Here is a 22514-nt window from a genome sequence, read left to right on the forward strand (position 1 = left end):
CGGGCTGGGCATGGCTGGCACCTCGGCAGCTGGGGGCGGTGGTTTGGCAATTCAGCTTTGTTGGTAATGTTGTCGCACCAAATACACCGCCAGCAGCACCGATGGCAGCACAAACGGCAACCCCACCGGGAGCATGCCGAGTGAGCAAATGCCCGCCATCGTGCCACTGAGGGGCCAGAACCGATGGGGGGCTTTGCCGCGTATCCAAGAAATACTCAAGACCAGATGTGCTGCCCATGCGTACACAAGAATAAGTGTCAGCACACTGCTGGGCTCGGGATGCCGAATGCCCTCGACCACGAGCAAAAGGGTGGCCAAAATGCCATAGCCTGAGAGGCTATAGCAGGCAAGGACGATCAACAAACGGCGCAGCCGTATGGGGAACATGGGGCGTAGTCAGTGCGGTTCGTGGGGGGTGGGCAGTGCCTGCTCTACCCGGTTGCGGCCTGCCGATTTGGCTTGGTACAGAGCATTGTCTGCTTGCCGAAACAGAGCATCCGCATTTTGTAGTGCCTGTGGCACCACAGAGGTCAGACCAATGCTCACAGTGACCTGTTCCGATGGGCCAAAGACCAACTGGAGATCGTGGATGGCCTTCAAGATCGATGTGGCGATCTGGTGGGCGATGGCTGGATGGGTGTTTCCTAGAATCAGCGCAAATTCATCGCCACCAATGCGTGCGGCAAGATCGCTTGGTCTGCGAGCATGGTTTTGTAGTACCCGACCAATATCGCTCAGGCACTGATCTCCGGCTGCATGTCCTAATGCGTCGTTGTAGTGTTTGAAGTAGTCCACATCGACCAACATCAGGCTAATAGGATGCTGATGGCGGGTGCTGTGGCGTATTTCACGGTGCAGAAATTGCTCAAAGGCCCGGCGGTTGGCCAATTGGGTCAGCGGGTCTTGTAAGGCCAGCAGGCGGACTTGCTCCTCGGCCAGCTTGCGTTGGGTGATGTTGTGGTGCGAGATCAGAAACAGTGTGCGCGAGTCATCGCCATGCAAAGGGGCCACGCGCATGGTGAACCAGCGTTGCACGTCTGGGCTGTGGCAGGGATATTCCAAGTAGACCACTGTGCGTTTGCCAGAAAACACGTCCAAAATGCCTTGCAACGCTTCATGGGCGAGGCGGTCGCCAGCCGAGGCCGAGTGGGACAGAGTATCTAGGTAGTTGCAGCCCGTCCAGACATGTTCGGGTGAGAACCCATTGTGGATGCCAAATTCTTGCCAGGCAAGATTGACGGCCAGAATTTTTCCCGTCAGATCAATCACCGCGATCTGCTCCTCCAGTGAATGGAAAACAGAGGTGTGCAGGGCTGCTAAATGTTGCATGACGGATCACTGGGTGCCAGAAGAACAGACAGCACCCATCCTATCTCACCCAATTGGCTGACCCCCGCAGTGCGTTTTGGCTGGTTATAGCCAGAGAGATATGGGGGCGTGCCGTGCAAAGGCTGCCACCTGACGAGCCTCATGCGCCATTGGATGCAGCACGGTGGCCTGCGTGTCTTTGAGGCGCAACCGAGGGGCTTGGGTGCTGGCGCCCATGCCGACCATCATAGGTTATGCTGCTGCACCCCAACACCACAGGCCGTACCGGCTTGCTCGCTCCAACCTTGGGTTGAACCCCGAGGCTTGCCGCTCGGATGGGGTCAACATGGTGGGTCATACCACCCAGAAGCGGGCTGATCCCGTAGGAAGTTGTTGTGGCTGATTTCATTGCGGGGCTGATCCGCTGGGCTCTCCGGGCCATCTTGTTGCTGGTGGGCGTGGTGGTGTTCTTGGGCGTGATGGCTTTGGGGTTGGTGCTGGCCCTGGTATGGGCATTGCGGGCCTTGTGGGCGCGTCTGACGGGGCGTCCTGTGGCACCTTGGGTTATGCCCTTAGACCCGCGTGCGGGCTGGCGCACGGTGTACCAGCGCGGTCAGGCCCGTGGGGCCGCTGCTCCAGGGCACAAGGGCGGTGATGTCACGGATGTGACCGAGGTGCGCGAGACGCCCGGTGAATGGCCCGAGAGCCAGTTTCCGCGGGCCTTGCCTGGTCAGGCAGATGCTGACGTGACCGACGTTCAGCCCCGTGAGCCGCACCGCCGGTCTTGATCGGGCATCAGCGTTCTGGGGTGGGCAGCAGTTGCACCATAGCGGCAATGAGTTGGTCGCTAGAAACGGGTTTGTGCAGCAACAGTGCCGCAGTGGACTGGGCATCGCGCAGGCGTTGTGGTGAGGTATCGCCCGTCATGATGATGGCCGGCACGGGCTGGCCCCAATGGTTGCGCAATTGTTCCAGCACGTCCTTGCCGGTTTCGCCTTGGCGCAAACGGTAGTCGGTGATGATGAGCTCGGGGGGGCGGCGCAAGGCGGCGGGGCTCTCCAGCACTGCATGGGCAGAAGGGGCTGTGGTGCAGAGGCAGCCCCAGCTTTGGAACAGCGATTGCATGCCTAGGCACACGGCCTCATCATCGTCAATTGCCAATACCCGCAGCCCCACCAGCCGCCGGGTCTGGTCGCCGCTGTCGGCATGTTCATCCATCAGCAAGGGGCCATGCCAAGCATCGAGCCACAGCCTAAACACCGAGCCTCGGCCCACACAGGAGAACACCTCCACCTGTGTGCCCATCTCAGCCACCAATCGTTTGACGATAGCCAGCCCTAGCCCTAGCCCTTTGCGTCGGTCGCGCTCGGGGTTGCCCAACTGGTGGAACTCGCGAAAAATCTCTCCGATTTGCTCTTTGGGAATACCCACTCCGGTATCCCATACCTCCAGAGCCAAGCGCATCCGGCGTTGGCGGCAGGCGATCAGTACGCCCCCTTTGGGGGTGTAGCGCAGGGCATTAGAGATCAGGTTGCGCATCACCAGATCGACCAAGGCCCGGTCTGCCAGCGCAGCCGCAGAGGTTTCGCGGGTGCGGTATACCAGTGATGCCGCATCGGCCTGCCCGCCAAACTCTTGCTCCAGTGCCGACAGCAGCGCCTGCACAGAAAACGGTGCCCGGTGGGCTTTCACCACCCCGGCTTCCAGGCGTGAGTAATCCAGCAGTGTGGTGAGCATTTCGGCGGCAGCCCTGGAGGCCGTGCGTGCGTGACCCAGCACCAGAGATTGGTGGTCATTGAGTGGGCTGCGGCGCAGGGTTTCCAGAAACAAGCCCATGGCATGCAGGGGCTGGCGCAGGTCGTGGCTGGCGGCAGCCAGAAAACGCGATTTGTCTTGGTTGGCGTGTTCGGCGGCCTCTTGGGCTTCCAGCGCCCGCTGGGTTTGGGCGCGCAACTGCATGACCAGTCGCTCGTTGTCAAACTTGATCTCAATGCTGTCGCGGGCGGCTTGGCCCAGATTGCGTGCGTGCAGACAGGTCAGCCCGTAATAAACGGCCACCAACACAGTGGCAGGCAGCGTAACCGGGCCTTCGGCCAGCACCAAGGCCAGCAAGATGCCACCAACGGCACAACTCAGATAAACGATATAGGCCCGCAGCAGTGGCGCCCCCAGCCCCAGCGCCCCCGACGACACGGTGCTCAAAATGCCTATGGCATACACCACCCCTTCGGTACTGCCACTCAGATACCACACGGTGATGCCCAGACTGCCCCAGGTCAGGCCCATAGCAGCCATACAGACCACCAGCCGCCAGACATCTGCGCCAGGGTGCTGGCGTGAACGTGGCAGGGGACGTAAATACAGATACACACTGGCCACCACCAGCACATGCGAGGCCATCCACCACAGCATGGCTTGCAACGGGGCCACCAACGACATCACCCACACGGTGCCCAACGAGGTCAGCAGCGAGGCCCACAGCGTCATGGGGAAGCTGCGCCGCAGTAGCACCACCTGTTCGGCCACTACCTCGTCACGGTCTTGGCCGGTGGCTGAACTGCGCCAACGCTCCAGCCAGGACGTCGGTGCGGGCTTTGCTTCAGTAGCTACTGTCATGCGTGGGAGCACTGACCAGACCCAGGCGCTGGGCCTGTAGCAGTGCGGCGCTGCGGCTGTTGACGCCCAATTGACTGAAGATGGCGGCCACATGCACCCGCACCGTGTTTTCACTCAGGCCTAAATCGCGGGCAATCACTTTGTTGGGTTTGCCGTTACACAGCAGCGACAACACATCCAGTTGGCGCGAGGTGAGGCTGGGTGCTGGGGTGCCAAAGCAGGCCACGGCGGGTGTGTTGCTCTCTGGCGGAAAACAAGGCTGCCCGGCCAGGGCCAACGTGATGGCGTGCAGGATATCTTCGGCACTCGCAGACTTGGGCAAAAAGCCATCGGCTCCGCGCAGGCGGGCCTCGCGCACGGCATCAGGGGCCATGCTGGCCGAGACCAACACAATGCGGGCAACGGGGTAGCTCTGGCGCAGCAGGTGCAGCCCGTCCAGGCCACTCATGCCCGGCAACTGAATGTCTAGCAGCACCAGTTCCAACAGAGGCAAACCCAGTGCGCAAGCTTGGGCAATGGAGCCTGCCTCGGCAATGGTGCCTACGCCGGGGTGGTCTTGCACGATCAGGCGCAGACCGGTACGAAACAGGGTGTGGTCATCGACCAGCAACAGGGTGGCAGGCATGGAGGCAGAGTATTGCGCATAAAAACACTACTGCATCTAGTCCTTTTGTGCGATGGACGAGTGCTTGTGCTGTTTTTAGACTGTAGCTTGCTGATTGAATCGTGCTATCACCGTCTTGGACGTGATGGCCGCCTTCTGAAGGATACTGCCATGACCTCTCCCATCAATATCCACGCTTTTCGCTCCCACGGGGCCACTGCACAGCCCAGCGCCTTGGGTGGCAACAGTGTAGAAGACATTGTGGCTATGCATTGCACCGACACACCCGTGCTGGCGGGGGTGGTGATTGAGCGGTTGGACTCTCAAATAGGCGTTTGGCAGTATTCGCTGGACGAGGCCAAGCCTTGGCAGGCAGTGCGCACCGATTTGCTCCACCGCGACGGCCCTATGGGCTTGGTGTTGGCACTCAATGCACGTTTGCGCGTATTGCCCTTTGGGGGGCAGCGTGGCACGGTGCGCTTGGTCTTCCATCCGGTGCCATTTGTGGGGGGAGGTAATGGTATTTACCGGCCCTATCCACCCACGGATGAGCGGCCTGAAGCACCCACCGTCACGTTGGTGCTGGGGCTGTCGGCCATCAACGGTGCCCCCCAATCGGTGTATGTGCCACGCATGCGCAACAAGCGGGCACTGGCGGCTGCCCGTGCAGCCGCCGGATAAACCGGCCGCAACCCTTATTCGGGCGTGCCCATTTGGGATTGCAGGTAGTTTTGCAGACCTACCTTGTCCACCAGTTCGAGCTGGGTTTCCAGAAAGTCGATATGTTCCTCGGTGTCATCCAAGATCTTTTGCAGCAGATCGCGTGACACGTAGTCGCGCACGCTCTCGCAGTGGGCCATACCCTCTTTGATGGTGGCTTGTGCAGCTTGCTCCAGACGCAGATCGCAGGCCAGGATTTCTGGCACGGTCTCGCCTACTTGCAGTTTGCCCAGGTCTTGCAGGTTGGGCAGGCCATCGAGCATGAAGATGCGATCCATCAGCCAGTCGGCATGTTTCATCTCGCCGATGGATTCGGAGTATTCCTTCTTGGCCAGTTTGTCAAAACCCCAGTGCTTGAGCATCCGGTAATGCAGAAAATACTGGTTGATGGCGGTCAGCTCGTTTTTGAGCTGGGCTTGCAGATGGCCGATGGCCTGGGTGTCACCCTTCATGGTGGACTCCTGGTTGAGAGATAGATATATATTGTGCTGCCTGCGCGCAGAACGTGCAGCAATCTTCCTGCGCGGCGGGTAGGTATAGGTTAATAGTTAAATGATATCGATTCAATCGAATCAATTGATTGGATGTATGTAATGGCTTCGGCCATACTTCGTTCCGTGTTCAGTTTCAACCACCGAAAGGAAACCGCAATGTCCCTGATCAACACCCAAGTCCAGCCCTTCAAGACCCAAGCCTTCCACAATGGCAAGTTCGTGGAAGTGAGCGATGCCAGCCTGAAGGGCCAGTGGTCTGTGCTGATCTTCATGCCTGCCGCTTTCACCTTCAACTGCCCCACTGAGATTGAAGACGCTGCCGACAACTACGAAGCCTTCCAAAAAGCCGGTGCCGAGGTCTACATCGTGACCACTGATACCCACTTCAGCCACAAGGTTTGGCACGAAACCAGCCCCGCTGTGGGCAAGGCCAAGTTCCCGCTGGTGGGCGACCCCACCCATACCCTGACCAATGCCTTTGGCGTGCATATCCCTGAAGAAGGTTTGGCACTGCGCGGCACCTTCATCATCAACCCCGAAGGCCAAATCAAGACCGCTGAAATCCACAGCAACGAGATTGCCCGTGACGTGTCGGAAACCCTGCGCAAGCTCAAGGCTGCCCAGTACACCGCCGCCAACCCCGGTCAAGTGTGCCCTGCCAAGTGGAAAGAAGGCGCCCAGACGATTGCTCCGTCGATTGACTTGGTGGGCAAGATCTAAGTCGGTCTGCACCGCACTTTTTTAGCCCCATAAAGACGCCCAGGTGCTTGGCGCCTGGGTTTTTTTTACCCCAAATTTTGATTTCTCAGGAGTTTTCTTATGCTCGACGACAACCTCAAAGCCCAATTGAAGTCCTATTTGGAGCGCCTGCAACGTCCGGTGGAGTTGGTGGCTACACTGGATGACGGTGCCACGTCGCACGAGCTGAAGGAGCTGCTGCATGATATTGCCTCCGTCTCAGACAAGGTGACGGTGGTAGAGAAGAACGATGCCGATGTGCGTAAGCCCTCGTTCTTAATTACCAATCCCGGCCAAGACACGGGCCTGCGCTTTGCTGGCGTGCCGTTGGGCCATGAATTTACCTCGCTGGTGCTGGCGCTGCTGCAAGTGGGCGGCCACCCTTCCAAAGAAGCAGCCGACCTGCTGGAGCAGGTGCGTGGCTTGGAAGGCGATTTTCACTTTGAAACCTACTACTCCCTGAGCTGCCACAACTGCCCAGACGTGGTGCAGGCGCTCAACCTGATGAGCGTGCTCAACCCGCGCATCACCCACACGGCCATTGATGGCGGCGTGTTCCAGCATGAGATTGAGGCGCGCGAGATTATGGGCGTGCCCACCATCTTTTTGAACGGCCAAAAATTTGGTCAGGGCCGGATGGAGTTGGCCGAGATTGTCGCCAAAATTGACACCGGCGCAGCGGCCAAAGAAGCAGCCAAACTGGCTGCCAAAGAGCCGTTTGAGGTGTTGATTGTGGGTGGTGGCCCCGCTGGTGCTGCCGCCGCCATTTATGCCGCGCGCAAGGGCATTCGCACTGGCGTAGCAGCCGAACGCTTTGGCGGCCAAGTGCTCGACACCGTAGACATCGAAAACTACATCTCTGTGCCCAAAACCGAAGGCCCGCAACTGGCCGCCGCGATGGAGCGCCATGTGCGCGACTATGACGTGGAGGTAATGAATCTGCAACGCGCCAAAGCCTTGGTACCGGCTGCCGAAGCTGGTGGCCTGATTGAGGTGCAATTAGACAATGGGGCCAGCCTGCGCAGCAAAGCGGTGATTGTGGCCACGGGTGCTCGCTGGCGCAACATGAACGTGCCCGGCGAGGAGCAATACCGCACCAAGGGCGTGACTTACTGCCCACATTGCGATGGCCCCTTATTCAAAGGCAAGCGCGTGGCCGTGATTGGCGGTGGCAATTCGGGCGTAGAAGCGGCCATTGACTTGGCCGGTGTGGTGGCCCATGTGACGGTGCTGGAGTTTGCCGCCGAACTCAAGGCCGATGCCGTGCTGCAACGCAAATTGCGCAGCCTGCCCAATGTGGACATCATTCTGAATGCCCAAACCACGGAGGTGAACGGCGACGGCCACAAGGTGACGGGTATTACCTACAAAGACCGCACCAACGACGAGATCAAGCAGGTGGCGTTGGAAGGCATCTTTGTGCAGATTGGCCTGTTGCCCAATACCGATTGGCTCAAGGGCACGCTAGAGCTGAACCGTATGGGCGAAATCGTGGTGGATGCCAAGGGGCATACCAATGTGCCAGGCGTGTTTGCCGCTGGTGATTGCACCACGGTGCCGTACAAGCAAATCATCATCGCCACCGGCGAAGGGGCCAAGGCGGCATTGAGCGCCTTTGACCACCTGATTCGGCACTGAAGAACGGTTTTAGGCGTCGACACTCTCTTCTACCGGCGCTACCGTCACCCCCACATGCAGGGTGTGGCGGGTGCCACCGTGGATGACGCCGCGCATCGGGGCCACATCGCTGTAGTCACGGCCCCGGGCCACGGTGACGTAGTCTTCACCGGGGGTGCCCCAGCCATCGCGGTTGTTGGTGGGGTCGAGGTCGTACCAGCCTTGACCGGGGTGTTGGGCGTGCAGATCGGGCAAATAGACCTGTGCCCAAGCATGTGAGGCATCACTGCCAATCAGGCGCGGTTTGCCGGGTGGTGGAGTGGTGAGCAGGTAGCCGCTCACATAACGCCCCGGCAGGCCCAAGCTGCGCAGGCAGGCAATCAGGATTTGTGCAAAATCTTGGCATACCCCTTTGCGCTGGGCCAGCGCCGTCAGGGCCGGGGTGTTGATCTCGGTGCTTTGGGCCGCATAGGTAAAGTCTTGGTAGATGCGCTGCATTAATTCGCGCGCTGCTTCTCGCAGAGAGCGCCCAGGGGTAAAGCTGGGGCGGGCGTAATTGACAAACTCATGGTGCCGAGGAATATGCTGCGATGGAAAAGTGAACTCCACGGCGGGGTCGTACACCATGCCATATTGGTAGCGCAGGCTCTCGCGCACGGTCTCCCACGCAGTGTGGCTGGTGGCTGGTGCTGGCGTGTGTGTCAGGATGGCACTGTGTGAGACCACGCGCAGCGTCTCGTGCGGGCTTTGCATCGAGAAGTGGCACAGGTGGTTGCCAAATACGTCTTCGCGCTCAGTGCGTGAGGCGGGGCGCGGATGGATGTCCAGCTGGTGCTCTAGCACCTGCTGGCAGGGGGTTTGGATGGGGCGCAGACACAACACATGCTGTGCCGTCTCCACCGCTGGCTGATAGTCGTAGCGGGTTTCGTGGGTGACCTGTAACAACATGCGGCGTTCACCTTCAGGAAGAAAAGAAAGACCCTGCGCCTCAGGCACCCAGGCTGCGTGAGGATTCGTGGGTGTGGGTAAAGTAGCGCAGGCTGATGCCATCGGAGACGCGCCAAGTGGCGCTGGTGCAGCGTTCTAGCAATTGCCCCAGCGCGGGCAGTGGCACCTCGTCATTGCACAACTGCGCGAGCGCCCATTGGTTGGGGTCGGGGGTCAGGGCCAGCAGGCTGTCGTCGGCATCGCAGGCCAGTTTGGCCAGGCGCCCACGCAGGGTTTGTACCACCCAGCCCAGCGAGCGCGGGTTGTCGCGGCTGATGACCAGCAATTCCAGCAGCGCCGCTACGTCGCGGCTGCGCTGGTATTGGGCGTGGAAGGTGATGGTGCTGTCAAACAAGGCCAGCACGGCTTCAAAGCCTGCCGATTCGGCCATGGCCCCTGACTCAAAGGCCCGTGCCAGTGCCATGCCCAGAAAATCCAGCCGCTCCAGTTGGCGGCCAATCGACAGCAAGCGCCAGCCATCATCGCGGGTCATGCGGTCGGTTTGTTCGCCAGTCATGGCGGCCAGATTGGGGCTGACTGAATCGAGTACCCGCAGCACGTCCAGCGTAGAGTAATTGCCATCGACCAGATCGGCGCAGCGTTCAAAGAAATGCTGCTCGGTGCGCAGGATCAAGCCCCAATGCTCTTGCGAGAGCCGTTCGCGAATGGAGGAGGCTACTTGTCGCAGCGCCCGCAGGTTAAAGCCGACGCTGGCCGTGGTGTCGGGGTTGCCCAACCCGGCCACCAGCGCGCGGGTGAACACCCGCCGCGCCAGCATGGGCGAGGGCACATCGGCAGGCACCAAAGAGCATGAGGCTGCCAAGCTGCCCAGCCATTTGACCAGTGGCAAGCACGATTGCCCGGCGCTGCCCAAGGTGGAGAGGGTCAGGCGCGCCAGGCGCAGGCTGTTTTCACTGCGCTCGGTGTAGCGGCCCAACCAGAACAGGTTTTCGGCCGCTCGGCTGGTGACTACACGGCGGTATTGCGCAACGGTGGCCGGGGTAATGCGTTTGTTGAGCAGGGTGGTGCGATCGACCGTGTGGCCGCGCTCGGCATCGACACGCACCCAAACGTCGGCACTGCTGCCCCCGCGTTGCAGGCTCAATACGCTGTCTTGTGTGCTAACGATGCGCCCCAGCCCGCCGGGTAACACGCGCCACGATTGCTGGCCGTCGGTCAGGGCAAACACACGCAGCATGACTTCGCGCGGCACAATGCGTGGAGGCTGGGATTGGGCATCCCAAGTGGGCATTTGCGACAGGGGGATTTCTTGTTGCAGCGTAAATTCTTCGCCCGACTGGTGCAAACGCTCTAGCCAAGCGGCGCGCTCGTGGGCGTCTAATGTGCTGCATTGCAGCCCCGCAAACTGCCCATGCAACGCAGAGCCGGTGTAAGTGGGCTTGATGGCACATTGGGCCAGATGGGCGGTGGCCGATTGCAGTGCTGCATGTTCGCCACACCACCAGGTGGGCCACGATGGCAGTTGTAATTCCTCATTGAGCAGGCGGCGCGAGAGTTTGGGCATGAATCCCAGCATGCCCACAGATTCCAGAAAGGCCGATCCGGGCATGTTGGCCATGAGCAGGTTGCCGCTGCGCAGGGTTTGCAGCAAACCGGGCACGCCCAGCGATGAGTCGGCGCGCAACTCCAGCGGATCGCACCAAGCATCGTCCACCCGCTTGATGAGCACATGCACTGGCTCAAGGCCGCGCAATGTGCGCAAGAACAAGCGGTTGTCGCGCACGGTCAGGTCGTTGCCTTGCACCAGCGTGATGCCCAAATAGCGCGTCAGGTAGGCTTGTTCAAAATAGGTTTCGTTGTAGGGGCCGGGGGTGAGCAGGGCGATGTGGGCATCGGCCCCGGCGGGTGACATGCTGCGCAAACCGTCAATCAGCGCCCGGTAGCTCGAGGCCAGACGTTGTACCTGCAAAGAGTCAAACGCCTGCGGAAACAGCCGCGAGATAGACAGGCGGTTCTCCAGCGCATAACCCAGCCCCGAGGGGGCTTGGGTGCGTTGCGCAGCCACGGCCCAGCGGCCATCGGGGCCACGGGCCAAGTCAAACGCACACACTTGCAGGCGGTTGCCGCCCACTGGGGCCAGACCGTGCAGTGTGCGCAGGTAGCCCGGATGGCCTTGCACCAGAGCCGCTGGCAACAAACCATCGCGCAGCAATTCTTGGGGGCCATAGACGTCTTGCAGGGTGTGTTCCAGCAGGCGCACCCGCTGCAATACACCCGCCTCGATATGGCGCCACTCGTCGGCTTGCACGATCAGTGGGAACAAATCCAGCGACCAAGGCCGTTGTGGGTTGCTGCTGTCGGCATAGACGTTGTAGCTGACACCGTTGTCGCGGATTTGCTGCTCCAAACTGGTCTGGCGGCGGTTCAGATCGGCCAGGTTCTGTGTGCCCGGATGGGAGAAGAACTGCCGCCAGGCTGGCGCCATAGTGGTGTCTGTGCTGTCGTCATGGGGCAGGCCAGTGCCACCACGCAGTTCGTCGTAATGCCCCGGCAGGGCCGGGGCTGCCATGGACAGTGCCAGATCGGCGGTGGAGGCTTCAGGGGCTGCCGCCACCGGGGACAGGGGAGAGAGAATCGTCACGTCAAAAGTTTTCAGGTACAGGGCGCGGCCTCACGCGGGGTTAGCGCGTGCGGCGCAAATCCAGTGTGAACGGGAATTCGCGGCTGCCGGGCAGTTCGATGGTGGCGGGCGGCACTTGCATTGCGCCAGGGGTATGCCCCATGCGGAAGAAGCGTGCCAAGCGTCGACTTTCGGCCTCATAGGCGTTGACCGGAAAAACGTCGTAGCTGCGACCGCCAGGATGGGCGACATGGTACTGGCATCCGCCGACCGAGCGTTTCATCCAGGTGTCTAGGATATCGAAGGTCAGTGGGGCGTGCGTATCGATGCTGGGGTGCAGGCTCGACGGTGGGTTCCAGGCCTTGTAACGTACCCCGGCCACATATTCGCCAGCGACACCTGTGGATTGCAAGGGCAGCGGCTGGCCGTTGCAGGTGATGACGTAGCGGCTTTGGTTCAGCCCACTGACACGCACTTCTATGCGTTCTAAAGAGGAGTCGACATAGCGCACGGTGCCCCCGGCAGAGCCTTCCTCTCCCATGACGTGCCACGGCTCTAGCGCGGTGCGCAGGGTCAGCTCGATGCCCATGCTGTGCACCTGCCCCACCCGTGGGAAGCGGAACTCAAAGTGGGGTGCAAACCACGCATCGTCAAAAGCAAAACCGGCTTGGCGCATGTCGGCCAGCACATCAGAGAAGTCCATCTGCACAAAGGTGGGCAGCAGGCAGCGGTCATGCAGTTCGGTGCCCCAGCGGGTGGCGGGGGCCAGATAGGGCTGATCCCAGAAGCGGGCTACCAGTGCGCGCAGCAGCAATTGCTGCACGATGCTCATGCGGGCGTGCGGCGGCATCTCAAAGGCGCGCAATTCCAACAGGCCCAAACGGCCCGTGCTGCTGTCGGGTGAATAGAGCTTGTCGATGCAGAACTCGCTGCGGTGGGTGTTGCCAGTGACATCGATCAGGATGTTGCGCAGTGTGCGATCGACCAACCACGGTGGCATGTCTTGACCAAACTTTTGCCGATTGGCATGGATTTCTTGCAGTGCAATTTCCAATTCATACAACTGGTCGTTGCGCGCCTCATCTACGCGTGGGGCTTGGCTGGTGGGGCCAATGAACATGCCGCTGAACAGGTAGCTCAGGCTGGGGTGGTTGTGCCAATACAAGATCAGGCTGGCCAGCAGTTCAGGGCGCCGCAAAAAGGGGCTATCTGCCGGGGTGGCCCCGCCGAGCACAAAGTGGTTGCCACCGCCGGTGCCAGTGTGGCGGCCATCGGTCATAAACTTTTCGGCGCACAGGCGCGACTCGTGGGCTGCTTGGTAGAGGAACTCGGTGTGTTGCACCAGCTCCCCCCAGTGGTGGGCTGGGTGGATGTTGACTTCAATCACGCCGGGGTCAGGGGTGACTTGCAGCAGCTTTAGGCGCGGGTCACGCGGTGGTGGATAGCCTTCCAGCACGATTTGTACGCCCAGCTCTTCTGCCGTGGCCTCAATGGCGGCCAAGAGGCGCAGGTAATCCTCGAGCCGTTGCAGTGGTGGCATAAATACATACAGCCCCCCCCCGTCATGGGCAAAGTTGCAGCCATGTTCACGTTCGGCCTTGGGGCCATTGGCGCGCATGGGGTCGCGTGCTTCGACGCAGATGGCAGTGCGTGTAGTCCAGTGGGCCGATTCAAAACGCTGGGGCACATGGCTGGGCATGACCGTTGCGTGCGAGGGGGACTGGTTTCGGCCATCGTGCAGCAGCGGGGCATGGCTGTCGGTGTGGCCTTGGCCTTGCACGGCTACGCTGCCCCCTTCGGCAAAACCGCCCCCTACGCTGTGCGGTGCGTATTGGGCGCGCAGCTGGGTGGCTGGTGGCAAGCTGCTGCGGGGGGCAAAGGGGTCTTGTTCGATCAGATAGGGGTAGTCTGCTTGGCTGACCCAAGGCAGGGTGTCCAGTGGCAGGCGGTAGCCCATGGGGGAGTCGCCCGGAATGAGATACATGCGCCCATCACGGAAAAACCACGGGCCGCTGCTCCAGAGGGTGTGGTGGTCATCGGCACCGGGGTTGGCTTGCAGTGGCAGCACATAGCCAATCACGCTGTCGAGCTTTTGATCGAACACCCGGCGCAGGCGCATACGCTCCATCTCATCATCGAGTCGGGAGTCAAACGGATCGACATTGATGGGCAGACGGCGCTCGCGCCAGAGGTAATACCAAGTGTCCTCATAGCCGGGGGTGATGTGCTGGCCGTCCAGGCCTAGTTTGCCCGCCAGTGTTTGTGTAAAGCGGCTGGCATCTTCGCTGGTGTAGTGTTGCGTTTGGCGCTCGTCGGCAAACAGGGCTGGGTTGTGCCAGACGGGTTCGCCGTCTGCCCGCCAGTAGATGGACAGCGCCCAGCGCGGCAGTTGTTCACCGGGGTACCACTTGCCTTGACCGAAGTGCAAAAAGCCGCCCTGCCCGTATTCGGTGCGCAGCTTATGCACCAACTCGGTGGCATAGCCGCGTTTGGTGGGGCCGAGGGCATCGGTGTTCCATTCTGGTGCATCACGGTCGTGGACGGACACAAAAGTGGGCTCACCGCCCATCGTCAGGCGCACATCCCCGGCGTCTAGCACCTGATCGACCAGATCGCCCAGCGCCAGCACCTCGCTCCACTGCTCTTCGCTATAGGGCTTGGTGACGCGCGGCGACTCATAAATGCGCGTCAGTTCCATCGTGTGCTGGAACTTTACTTCGCACTCGTCCAGACCGCCCTCAATCGGTGCAGCGCCCGAAGGGCGTGGCGTGCAGGCCAGCGGAATATGGCCTTCACCGGCCAGCAGACCCGAAGTGGGGTCAAGGCCAATCCAGCCTGCACCGGGCAAATAGACTTCGCACCAAGCGTGCAGGTCGGTAAAGTCCACTTCAGTGCCGCTGGGGCCATCGAGCGATTTGACATCGGGCTTGAGCTGAATCAGGTAGCCCGAGGCAAAGCGGGCCGCCAGCCCCAAGTGGCGCAGCAACTGCACCATCAGCCAGGCGCTATCGCGGCAGGAGCCAGAGCGTTTGGTGAGGGTCTCTTCGGGGGGTTGCACACCGGGCTCTAGCCGAATCAGATAACCAATGTCGCGTTGCAGGCGGGTGTTCAGATCCACCAAAAAATCTATCGTGCGCCGGGGGCTGCGGTCTATTTGGGCCAAATAAGCGGCCAGCAATGGTGTGATGGGGTCGGTGGCTAGATAGGGGGCCAGCTCCTCGGTGGTAGCGGCGTTGTAACCAAACGGAAACTGCTCGGCCTCTGGCTCCAAAAAGAAGTCAAACGGGTTGTAGACCGCCATCTCCACCACCAAATCCACCGTCACTTTGAACTCGGTGGTTTTCTCTGGAAAAACAAACCGTGCTTGGTAGTTGGCAAAGGGGTCTTGCTGCCAGTTGATGAAGTGCTGCGCTGGCTCTACGCGCAGCGAGTACGACACCACCTTGCTGCGGCAGTGCGGTGCAGGCCGCAGGCGAATCAACTGTGGCCCCAAATTGATGGGACGGTCGTATTGGTAGTGGGTAACGTGGTGTAGGGCAGCGTGTATCGACATAAGAGCAAAAGGGGATAGGGTTTTTGCAGGCACGCCCCAAGGCGCGTTGTAACAGCCCCTCAAGCAAAAGCTGCGCCAACACAACGTGTGGGAAGCTGGCCCACTCCTTGCTTAAAGCCTCGGCAGGAGAAAACACCATGCTGAAATTCGACGAGATGTACGCCACGCTGCCCCCTTTGCCACACGGGGGCGGGCAGGTGCAACAACAGGGTTTGCGGTGTGGCACCGATGTGCGCTCCGGTTACGCTGCCTATGCCCAATGGCTAGAGCGGCAGACGGAGGCGGCCATGCGTGCGCGCCGTGAAGAGGCGGAAATGATCTTCCGCCGCGTGGGCATCACCTTTGCGGTGTATGGTGCCAAGGATGAAGATGGCGCCGGCACCGAGCGCCTGATTCCGTTTGACCTCATTCCGCGCATCATTCCGGCGCAAGAGTGGAGCCAGATGCAAAAAGGGCTGGTGCAGCGGGTCACGGCACTGAACCGCTTTATTCACGACGTCTACCACGACCAAGAAATCCTCAAGGCGGGCGTGATTCCGCGTGAGCAGGTGGTCAACAATGCCCAGTTTCGCCCCGAGATGATGGGGGTCAACGTTCCCAACAATGTCTATTCGCACATCAGCGGTGTCGATATTGTGCGCGCCCCCGACAGCGCCGGTAACGGCCAATACTACGTGCTCGAAGACAACCTGCGCGTGCCCAGCGGCGTGAGCTACATGCTCGAAAACCGCAAGATGATGATGCGCTTGTTCCCAGAGCTGTTCAGCCAAAACCGCATCGCCCCAGTGGCGCACTACCCCGATCTGCTGCTGGAGACCTTGCGCGCCAGCGCCCCCACGGGCGCTTCCGACCCCAACGTGGTGGTGCTCACCCCCGGCATGTACAACAGCGCCTATTTTGAACATGCCTTCTTGGCACAGCAAATGGGCGTGGAGTTGGTGCAGGGCCAAGACCTGTTTGTGCGCGATGGCTTTGTCTATAAGCGCACCACGCAAGGGCCAGAGCGTGTGGATGTGATTTACCGCCGTGTGGACGATGACTTCCTTGACCCGGCGGTCTTCCGTGCCGATTCGGCCTTGGGTTGTGCGGGCCTGATGGACGCCTACCGGGCGGGCCACGTCAGCATTTGCAATGCGGTGGGCACCGGGGTGGCCGACGATAAATCCATCTACCCCTATGTGCCCAAGATGATTGAGTTCTATCTGGGTGAGAAGCCCATCCTCAACAACGTGCCCACTTGGATGTGCCGCAAGCCCGAAGACCTGCAATATGTGCTGGCTAACCTGAAAGATTTGGTGGTGAAAGAAGTGCATGGCGCGGGCGGCTACGGCATGTTGATTGGCCCCACCGCCACGCAGGCCGAGATTGCCGAATTTGCCCAGGTGCTGCGTGCCAACCCGGCGGGCTATATCGCCCAACCCACGCTCAGTCTGTCGAGCTGCCCCACTTTTGTCGAGCAAGGCATTGCGCCGCGCCACATTGACCTGCGCCCCTTTGTCCTCAGTGGCAAAACGGTGCAGATGGTGCCCGGTGGCTTGACGCGGGTGGCCCTCAAAGAAGGCTCCTTGGTGGTCAACTCCTCCCAAGGGGGCGGCACCAAAGACACCTGGATCATGGAAGTTTGAGAGGAGTATGGATGTTGTGCCGAACCGCTGACCACCTTTTCTGGATGTCCCGCTACATGGAGCGGGCCGAGAATACCGCCCGCATGCTCAATGTGGGCTACGAAACTGCGCTGCTGCCGCAATCGGCTGCTGTAGCGCAAACCAACTGGCAGGGGCTGCTGTCCATCAGTGAGCTGATCCCGGCTTATCAGGCTAAACATGGCGAGATCACTGCCCGCAATGTGTTGCAGTTCATGGTGGCGGACGAGAGCAATCCGGCCTCTATCTTGTCTTGTTTGCGTGCTGCGCGCGAAAATGCCCGTGCTGTGCGTGGCTCCCTGACCACCGAAGCCTGGGAAATGCAAAACCAGACTTGGCTAGAAGTGAACCGGCTGCTGCGCAGCGGCCAGTTGGAAGCCGATCCGGGGCAGTTCTTTGAGTGGGTGCGCTTTCGCTCCCATCTCTCGCGGGGGGTGACTTTGGGCACCATGCTGGCCGATGAGGCGCTGCATTTTCTGCGTTTGGGCACCTTTTTGGAGCGGGCCGACAACACGGCACGCCTGCTGGACGCCAAGTTTCATGCCTTGGACAGTGAGTTCCACGGCACCGACAATGGCCGCGACCAAGAGTACGACTTCTACCACTGGAGCGCCGTGCTCGGGAGCTTCTCGGCCTTTGAGATCTATCGCAAGGTGTACCGCGATGGCATTCGCCCCGAGCGTGTGGCCGAGTTGTTGATCTTGAACCCGTCGATGCCGCGCTCCTTGTTGGCCTGTATGTTGGAAGTACGGCAAAACCTCGACCGGGTGGCCAACGGCCAGTCACAGGAAACCCAGCGTTTGGTGGGCCGCCTGCTGGCCGATTTGCAGTATGGCCGTATCGACGAAATTTTGGCCACCGGCTTGCACGCTTACCTGACGCAGATTTTGCTGCGTATCAACGACATTGGCGTGGGTATTGGGCGCGACTTTCTGGCTGCCGACTAAGGCTGCGTGGGGGCGCGGTGCCGTGCAGGCCACAGGGTTTGCATGGCAGGGGCTGCCAACAGTCCCAGTGCATCGGCCAGCCAGTCGGCCCATTCGCCGTAGCGCCAGCCGGTGGCTGCTTGGGCCAGTTCAATGGCGCCGCCCACGGTCAGCAGGGCCAGCCATAGCGGGATGCGCTGGCTTGGGTAGGCCGCCTGCCCCAGCAGGCCCAGCGCCAAAAAGCCCAAGGCGTGCTGTGCCTTGTCCCACAGGCTAAAAGCCTGTGGTGGCAAATAACTGGTGGGCAGCAAAGACAACACCACCACGGCCAGCAGCAGGCTCCAAAAGCCCCAACGCAGTAGCCGCTGGCGCTGTGTGGGGAGGATGGCTTTCTGTGTCATGCGGCCCTTGCGCCCGCAGCGGGGGGATGTGACTCGCGCAGGCGCACCAGTGTGTGCAGCAGTTGGTTGACCGGGGTAGCAATGCCTAGCCGTTGCCCTTCGCGAACGATAAAGCCATTGAGGTGGTCGATCTCGCTGCGCTTGCCACGGGCCAAGTCTTGGGCTGTGGAAGATTTTTGTTGTGGCATGGTGGCCGCCAGTTGCAGCACCTTGTCGAGGGTGTCTGGTGGCAAGACGATACCGTTGGCATGGGCCACGGCCAGGCATTCTTGCACGGTGTTGCGCACCACTTGCTCCACCCCGTGGCTTGCCAGCAAGGGGCCGTAGCTCAGATCGGCAATGGCTGACAGGGGGTTGTAAACGCAGTTAAGTACCAGTTTGGCCCATAGGGCGTGGGTGACGTTGTTCGATTCTTGAACCGGTACTCCGGCATGGGTCAGTGCGGCCAGCAGTGGCGCATGGCCGGGGTGTGGCCCTACCACCAGCTCACCCCGACCCAGGTGGCACACATGGCCCGGTGCCGCCATCGCAGCGGCTACATAGACCACGGCTGGGGCCACAGGCCGCCCCAGCACCTGTGTGAGCCGTTGGGCATTGTCTACGCCGTTTTGCAGGCTCCAGACCACGGCACCAGAGGCCAGATGGGGCGCCATGTCTTGCCCGGCGCTGGTGGTATCGGTGGACTTGGTGCAAAACAGCACAAACTGTGCCCCCTGCACTGCGCGGGCCTCGGTGGCTGCACGCACGGGCACACGCCCCGTAAAAGAGGCACTTTCTAGCCACAATCCCTGGTGTTGCTCGATGGCCTGCACATGGGCAGGCCGCGCAATCAAGGTGACGGCATGGCCTGCTCGGGCCAGCAGGCCACCGTAGTAGCTGCCTACAGCCCCAGCACCCATGACGGCAATCTGCAAGGCGGCCATGCTCAGTACACCAGCCGGTCGGGTTGCAGCTCTTGCAGGATGGTGGTGGCAATCTCTTCAATGGATTTGGTGGTGGTCGAGAGCCAGCGGATGCCCGAGCGGCGCATCATGGCTTCAGCCTCGGCCACTTCATGGCGGCAATTTTGCAAGCTGGCATAGCGCGAGTCGGGGCGGCGCTCGCTGCGGATTTCGGACAGCCGTTCGGGGCCGATTGACAGTCCAAAAATCTTTTTGCGGTGCGGCACCAGTGCTGGTGGCAATTGACGGCGCTCAAAATCTTCGGGAATCAGCGGGTAGTTGGCCGCCTTGAGGCCGTGCTGCATCGCCAAATACAGGCTGGTGGGTGTTTTGCCGCTGCGGCTGACGCCAACCAAAATCACATCGGCCCCGGCCAAGTCGCGGTTGCTCTGACCATCATCGTGGGCCAGACTGAAGTTGATGGCCTCAATGCGGCTGTGGTACTCCTTGCTTTTGCTGATGTCAGAAAAGCGCCCCACGCGGTGGTGCGACTTGATGCCCAGTTCCTCTTCAAGTGGATGGACAAAGGTGCCAAACATGTCTAACAGCATGCCTTTGCAACCTTCTTGCAGGATTTTGAGCACCTCCATGTTGACCAGTGTGGTGAAGACGATGCACTTGCGTCCTTCGAGCTCTGCCGTGTGGTTGATTTGGCGCACGGCCTGATGGGCCTTGTCTACGGTATCGACAAAGGGCAGGCGCACACGGCGTGGCACCATTTCAAATTGCGCCAGGATGGCATTGCCAAAGGTTTCGGCGGTGATGCCGGTGCCATCGGAGACAAAAAATACGGTGCGTGTGTGCATGACGATTTTCCAGGGGAGGAGCCTACAATCGCGGGATTATCTAAATTCTGCGCCCAGCATGGGCAGCGGCCCATAAGAACAACGATAAAGCTGCTTTCCTGCTGGGGGTGTTGCCTCGTCCGCCGCATTGCACGGGCGTGGGCCTTTGAGCCGGTTTTAACTTCTGGAGCACTCCTATGTCTGCACTTTTCAGCCCAACCGCCTTGGTGGTACCGTTTGAAAACCTGAGAATGACCGATGTCGAATCGGTCGGCGGCAAAAACGCCAGTTTGGGCGAGATGATTTCGCAATTGCCCGAGGGCGTGCGCGTGCCTACCGGCTTTGCCACCACGGCCCATGCCTTTCGCGAATTTTTGGCCTTTGAGGGGCTGGCCGACAAAATCAGCGCCAAACTGGCTGCGTTGGACGTGGAAGACGTGCGCGCCTTGGCTGCCGCAGGTGCTGAAATCCGGGGCTGGGTGGAGAACCACCCCTTCCCGGCCGATTTAGAGGCGGCTGTGCGTGCAGAGTTTGCCCAACTCTCGGCTGGCAACCCACAAGCCAGCTTTGCGGTGCGCTCCTCGGCCACTGCCGAAGACCTGCCCGATGCCTCGTTTGCCGGTCAGCAAGAAACCTTCCTCAATGTGGTTGGCATCGAAGACGTGCTGCACAAAATGAAGGAAGTGTTTGCCTCGCTCTACAACGACCGTGCCATCTCCTACCGCGTCCACAAGGGTTTTGCCCATGATGTGGTGGCTTTGTCTGCTGGTGTGCAACGCATGGTGCGCTCGGATTTGGGCGCTGCCGGTGTGATGTTCACCATCGACACCGAATCGGGCTTTGAAGAGGTGGTGTTTATTACCTCCAGCTATGGTTTGGGCGAAACCGTGGTGCAAGGTGCGGTGAACCCTGACGAGTTTTATGTGCACAAGCCCATGCTCAAGGCCGGCAACAAGGCCGTGATTCGCCGCAACTTGGGCAGCAAGTTGATTCAAATGGTGTTCTCTAGCCCCGAAGAAAAGGCCGCCAGCGGCAAGCTGGTCAAGACCACCGATGTAGCGCCCGAACTGCGTAACCGCTACTCGCTCACCGATGCCGATGTAGAGCAATTGGCCCACTATGCGCTGGTGATTGAGCAGCACTATGGCCGCCCTATGGACATTGAATGGGGCAAAGACGGCACCGACGGCCAGCTCTACATCCTGCAAGCCCGCCCCGAAACCGTGAAAAGCCAAGCCAAGGGCCAAGCCGAGCAACGCTACAAGCTCAAGGGCACCGGCACGGTGCTGGCCGAAGGCCGCGCCATTGGGCAAAAAATTGGCACTGGCCCAGTGCGCTTGGTGCATAACATCTCTGAGATGGACAAGGTGCAGCCCGGCGATGTGCTGGTGACTGACATGACCGACCCTAACTGGGAACCGGTGATGAAGCGCGCCAGCGCCATCGTCACCAACCGGGGTGGCCGCACCTGCCACGCCGCCATCATCGCGCGTGAATTGGGTATTCCGGCCGTGGTGGGTTGTGGCAATGCCACCGACAAGTTGTTGGATGGCACGCTGGTCACTGTCTCTTGTGCCGAAGGCGACACAGGCCGTATTTATGACGGTTTGCTAGAGACCGAAGTGACCGAAGTGCAGCGCGGCGCGATGCCCCCCATCAAGACCAAAATCATGATGAACGTGGGCAACCCGCAGTTGGCGTTTGACTTTGCCCAGTTGCCCAACGAAGGCGTGGGCTTGGCCCGCCTCGAGTTCATTATCAACAACAACATTGGCGTACACCCCAAGGCCATCTTGGACTACCCCGCTGTAGATGCCGACCTGAAAAAGGCGGTCGAGTCGGTGGCGCGGGGCCATGCCTCGCCGCGTGCCTTCTATGTGGACAAGGTGGCCGAAGGCGTGGCGACCATTGCCGCCGCTTTCTGGCCCAAGCCCGTCATCGTGCGCCTGTCGGACTTCAAGAGCAACGAATATCGCAAGCTCATTGGTGGCAGCCGTTACGAGCCAGAAGAAGAAAACCCAATGCTGGGCTTCCGCGGTGCAGCCCGTTATGTGAGCCAAGAGTTTGGCGAAGCTTTTGCGATGGAGTGCGAAGCCCTCAAGCGGGTGCGCAACGACATGGGCCTGACCAATGTGCAGATCATGGTGCCTTTTGTGCGCACATTGGGCCAGGCCGAGCGCGTGACGCAACTGTTGGCACAACATGGTCTGCAGCGCGGTGAGAACGGCTTGAAGCTGATCATGATGTGCGAGATCCCAAGCAATGCCATCTTGGCAGATCGCTTCTTGGCATATTTTGATGGCTTCTCGATTGGCTCTAACGATCTGACCCAGCTCACCTTGGGCTTGGATCGGGACTCGGGTCTGGAATTGCTGGCTGCCGACTTTGATGAGCGCGATCCTGCAGTGCAGGCCTTGATTCACCAAGCCATCACGGCTTGTTTGGCACAGGGCAAGTACATTGGTATTTGCGGCCAAGGCCCCAGCGACCACCCTGACTTTGCTCAGTGGCTGGCCGATGAGGGCATTTCCTCGATCTCGCTCAATCCAGACAGCGTGATCGCGACTTGGCAACAACTGGCAGGTTGAACCTGCGCGCGT

The 22514-nt window shown here is 60.4% G+C and carries 19 protein-coding genes; 7 read left to right on the forward strand and 12 right to left on the reverse strand.

All coding sequences use genetic code 11. The annotated features are described in order from the left end of the window. Positions 1-51: 51 nt before the first annotated feature. The 3 genes from ACYVB2_RS11630 to ACYVB2_RS11640 form a co-directional block, all read right to left on the reverse strand. Complete coding sequence (locus tag ACYVB2_RS11630; RefSeq protein WP_382433111.1) at positions 52-387, reverse strand: hypothetical protein; 336 nt, start codon at positions 385-387, stop codon at positions 52-54. A 9-nt stretch (positions 388-396) separates the two neighbouring features. Next, positions 397-1329: a GGDEF domain-containing protein gene (locus tag ACYVB2_RS11635; RefSeq protein WP_382433113.1), complete on the reverse strand. Its 933-nt coding sequence runs from the start codon at positions 1327-1329 to the stop codon at positions 397-399. An 84-nt stretch (positions 1330-1413) separates the two neighbouring features. Beyond that, positions 1414-1557 (reverse strand): hypothetical protein, encoded by a 144-nt coding sequence (locus tag ACYVB2_RS11640; RefSeq protein WP_382433114.1) that lies wholly within the window; start codon positions 1555-1557, stop codon positions 1414-1416. A gap of 146 nt (positions 1558-1703) precedes the next feature. On the opposite strand from ACYVB2_RS11640, the gene ACYVB2_RS11645 reads away from it, so the two are divergent. Then, the gene (locus tag ACYVB2_RS11645; protein WP_382433116.1) at positions 1704-2096 is read left to right on the forward strand and encodes a hypothetical protein; all 393 of its coding nucleotides are present in this window, start codon (positions 1704-1706) and stop codon (positions 2094-2096) included. Positions 2097-2103: 7 nt separating this feature from the next. Here ACYVB2_RS11645 and ACYVB2_RS11650 read toward each other — a convergent pair whose 3' ends face one another. Next, entirely contained in the window at positions 2104-3924 is a 1821-nt protein-coding gene (locus ACYVB2_RS11650) for a hybrid sensor histidine kinase/response regulator (protein ID WP_382433118.1), read from the reverse strand. Then, positions 3908-4549, reverse strand: coding sequence for a response regulator (locus ACYVB2_RS11655; RefSeq protein WP_382433120.1), 642 nt, complete (start codon positions 4547-4549; stop codon positions 3908-3910). Before ACYVB2_RS11655 ends, ACYVB2_RS11650 begins: the two co-directional genes overlap by 17 nt. A 150-nt stretch (positions 4550-4699) precedes the next feature. Here ACYVB2_RS11655 and ACYVB2_RS11660 point away from each other — a divergent pair, with 150 nt between their 5' ends. Further along, positions 4700-5209, forward strand: coding sequence for a hypothetical protein (locus ACYVB2_RS11660; protein ID WP_382433122.1), 510 nt, complete (start codon positions 4700-4702; stop codon positions 5207-5209). Positions 5210-5223: 14 nt separating this feature from the next. Here ACYVB2_RS11660 and bfr read toward each other — a convergent pair whose 3' ends face one another. Continuing rightward, positions 5224-5700: a bacterioferritin gene (gene bfr / locus ACYVB2_RS11665; protein ID WP_382433124.1), complete on the reverse strand. Its 477-nt coding sequence runs from the start codon at positions 5698-5700 to the stop codon at positions 5224-5226. 198 nt (positions 5701-5898) lie between these two features. Here bfr and ahpC point away from each other — a divergent pair, with 198 nt between their 5' ends. Together ahpC and ahpF are read left to right on the forward strand one after the other, a co-directional pair. Beyond that, positions 5899-6462 carry an alkyl hydroperoxide reductase subunit C gene (gene ahpC / locus ACYVB2_RS11670; protein ID WP_382433126.1) on the forward strand — a complete coding sequence of 188 codons (564 nt, stop codon included), beginning with the start codon at positions 5899-5901 and terminating at the stop codon, positions 6460-6462. Positions 6463-6561: 99 nt separating this feature from the next. Beyond that, positions 6562-8118: an alkyl hydroperoxide reductase subunit F gene (ahpF, locus tag ACYVB2_RS11675; RefSeq protein ID WP_382433128.1), complete on the forward strand. Its 1557-nt coding sequence runs from the start codon at positions 6562-6564 to the stop codon at positions 8116-8118. Between the two features lie 9 nt (positions 8119-8127). On the opposite strand, the gene ACYVB2_RS11680 is transcribed toward ahpF, so the two are convergent. The 3 genes from ACYVB2_RS11680 to ACYVB2_RS11690 all read right to left on the reverse strand — a co-directional run bounded on the left by ACYVB2_RS11680 (position 8128) and on the right by ACYVB2_RS11690 (position 15218). Continuing rightward, on the reverse strand, positions 8128-9045 hold the full coding sequence (locus tag ACYVB2_RS11680) for a transglutaminase family protein (protein WP_382433130.1): 918 nt from the start codon (positions 9043-9045) through the stop codon (positions 8128-8130). Positions 9046-9085: 40 nt separating this feature from the next. Then, positions 9086-11614, reverse strand: coding sequence for a circularly permuted type 2 ATP-grasp protein (locus ACYVB2_RS11685; RefSeq protein WP_417398469.1), 2529 nt, complete (start codon positions 11612-11614; stop codon positions 9086-9088). A gap of 112 nt (positions 11615-11726) precedes the next feature. Then, on the reverse strand, positions 11727-15218 hold the full coding sequence (locus tag ACYVB2_RS11690; protein ID WP_382433134.1) for a transglutaminase family protein: 3492 nt from the start codon (positions 15216-15218) through the stop codon (positions 11727-11729). A 137-nt stretch (positions 15219-15355) separates the two neighbouring features. Between ACYVB2_RS11690 and ACYVB2_RS11695 the strand changes: the two genes are divergently transcribed. Together ACYVB2_RS11695 and ACYVB2_RS11700 are read left to right on the forward strand one after the other, a co-directional pair. Beyond that, positions 15356-16843 (forward strand): circularly permuted type 2 ATP-grasp protein, encoded by a 1488-nt coding sequence (locus tag ACYVB2_RS11695; protein WP_382433136.1) that lies wholly within the window; start codon positions 15356-15358, stop codon positions 16841-16843. A gap of 11 nt (positions 16844-16854) precedes the next feature. Next, the gene (locus ACYVB2_RS11700) at positions 16855-17808 is read left to right on the forward strand and encodes an alpha-E domain-containing protein (RefSeq protein WP_382433137.1); all 954 of its coding nucleotides are present in this window, start codon (positions 16855-16857) and stop codon (positions 17806-17808) included. Here ACYVB2_RS11700 and ACYVB2_RS11705 read toward each other — a convergent pair. The 3 genes from ACYVB2_RS11705 to ppsR are packed head-to-tail and all read right to left on the reverse strand — an operon-like array spanning position 17805 to position 19935. Next, entirely contained in the window at positions 17805-18188 is a 384-nt protein-coding gene (locus ACYVB2_RS11705; protein WP_382433138.1) for a VanZ family protein, read from the reverse strand. The genes ACYVB2_RS11700 and ACYVB2_RS11705 overlap by 4 nt on opposite strands. Continuing rightward, positions 18185-19102, reverse strand: a complete 918-nt coding sequence (locus ACYVB2_RS11710) for a ketopantoate reductase family protein (RefSeq protein WP_382433297.1) — start codon at positions 19100-19102, stop codon at positions 18185-18187. Before ACYVB2_RS11710 ends, ACYVB2_RS11705 begins: the two co-directional genes overlap by 4 nt. An 11-nt stretch (positions 19103-19113) precedes the next feature. Continuing rightward, positions 19114-19935, reverse strand: a complete 822-nt coding sequence (gene ppsR, locus ACYVB2_RS11715) for a posphoenolpyruvate synthetase regulatory kinase/phosphorylase PpsR (protein WP_382433139.1) — start codon at positions 19933-19935, stop codon at positions 19114-19116. 176 nt (positions 19936-20111) lie between these two features. Between ppsR and ppsA the strand changes: the two genes are divergently transcribed. Further along, positions 20112-22502 carry a phosphoenolpyruvate synthase gene (gene ppsA / locus ACYVB2_RS11720; RefSeq protein ID WP_382433141.1) on the forward strand — a complete coding sequence of 797 codons (2391 nt, stop codon included), beginning with the start codon at positions 20112-20114 and terminating at the stop codon, positions 22500-22502. The last annotated feature ends 12 nt before the right edge of the window (positions 22503-22514 follow it).

The sequence above is a fragment of the Giesbergeria giesbergeri genome (assembly GCF_054779375.1).

What these genes read in the sequence shown, in the direction of transcription:
- ACYVB2_RS11630 (WP_382433111.1), bottom strand. Translation starts at nt 387, where the DNA reads ATGTTCCCCATACGGCTGCGCCGTTTGTTGATCGTCCTTGCCTGCTAT.
- ACYVB2_RS11635 (WP_382433113.1), bottom strand. Translation starts at nt 1,329, where the DNA reads ATGCAACATTTAGCAGCCCTGCACACCTCTGTTTTCCATTCACTGGAG.
- ACYVB2_RS11640 (WP_382433114.1), bottom strand. Translation starts at nt 1,557, where the DNA reads ATGATGGTCGGCATGGGCGCCAGCACCCAAGCCCCTCGGTTGCGCCTC.
- ACYVB2_RS11650 (WP_382433118.1), bottom strand. Translation starts at nt 3,924, where the DNA reads ATGACAGTAGCTACTGAAGCAAAGCCCGCACCGACGTCCTGGCTGGAG.
- ACYVB2_RS11655 (WP_382433120.1), bottom strand. Translation starts at nt 4,549, where the DNA reads ATGCCTGCCACCCTGTTGCTGGTCGATGACCACACCCTGTTTCGTACC.
- ACYVB2_RS11660 (WP_382433122.1), top strand. Translation starts at nt 4,700, where the DNA reads ATGACCTCTCCCATCAATATCCACGCTTTTCGCTCCCACGGGGCCACT.
- bfr (WP_382433124.1), bottom strand. Translation starts at nt 5,700, where the DNA reads ATGAAGGGTGACACCCAGGCCATCGGCCATCTGCAAGCCCAGCTCAAA.
- ahpC (WP_382433126.1), top strand. Translation starts at nt 5,899, where the DNA reads ATGTCCCTGATCAACACCCAAGTCCAGCCCTTCAAGACCCAAGCCTTC.
- ahpF (WP_382433128.1), top strand. Translation starts at nt 6,562, where the DNA reads ATGCTCGACGACAACCTCAAAGCCCAATTGAAGTCCTATTTGGAGCGC.
- ACYVB2_RS11680 (WP_382433130.1), bottom strand. Translation starts at nt 9,045, where the DNA reads ATGTTGTTACAGGTCACCCACGAAACCCGCTACGACTATCAGCCAGCG.
- ACYVB2_RS11685 (WP_417398469.1), bottom strand. Translation starts at nt 11,614, where the DNA reads ATGGCAGCCCCGGCCCTGCCGGGGCATTACGACGAACTGCGTGGTGGC.
- ACYVB2_RS11690 (WP_382433134.1), bottom strand. Translation starts at nt 15,218, where the DNA reads ATGTCGATACACGCTGCCCTACACCACGTTACCCACTACCAATACGAC.
- ACYVB2_RS11695 (WP_382433136.1), top strand. Translation starts at nt 15,356, where the DNA reads ATGCTGAAATTCGACGAGATGTACGCCACGCTGCCCCCTTTGCCACAC.
- ACYVB2_RS11700 (WP_382433137.1), top strand. Translation starts at nt 16,855, where the DNA reads ATGTTGTGCCGAACCGCTGACCACCTTTTCTGGATGTCCCGCTACATG.
- ACYVB2_RS11705 (WP_382433138.1), bottom strand. Translation starts at nt 18,188, where the DNA reads ATGACACAGAAAGCCATCCTCCCCACACAGCGCCAGCGGCTACTGCGT.
- ppsR (WP_382433139.1), bottom strand. Translation starts at nt 19,935, where the DNA reads ATGCACACACGCACCGTATTTTTTGTCTCCGATGGCACCGGCATCACC.
- ppsA (WP_382433141.1), top strand. Translation starts at nt 20,112, where the DNA reads ATGTCTGCACTTTTCAGCCCAACCGCCTTGGTGGTACCGTTTGAAAAC.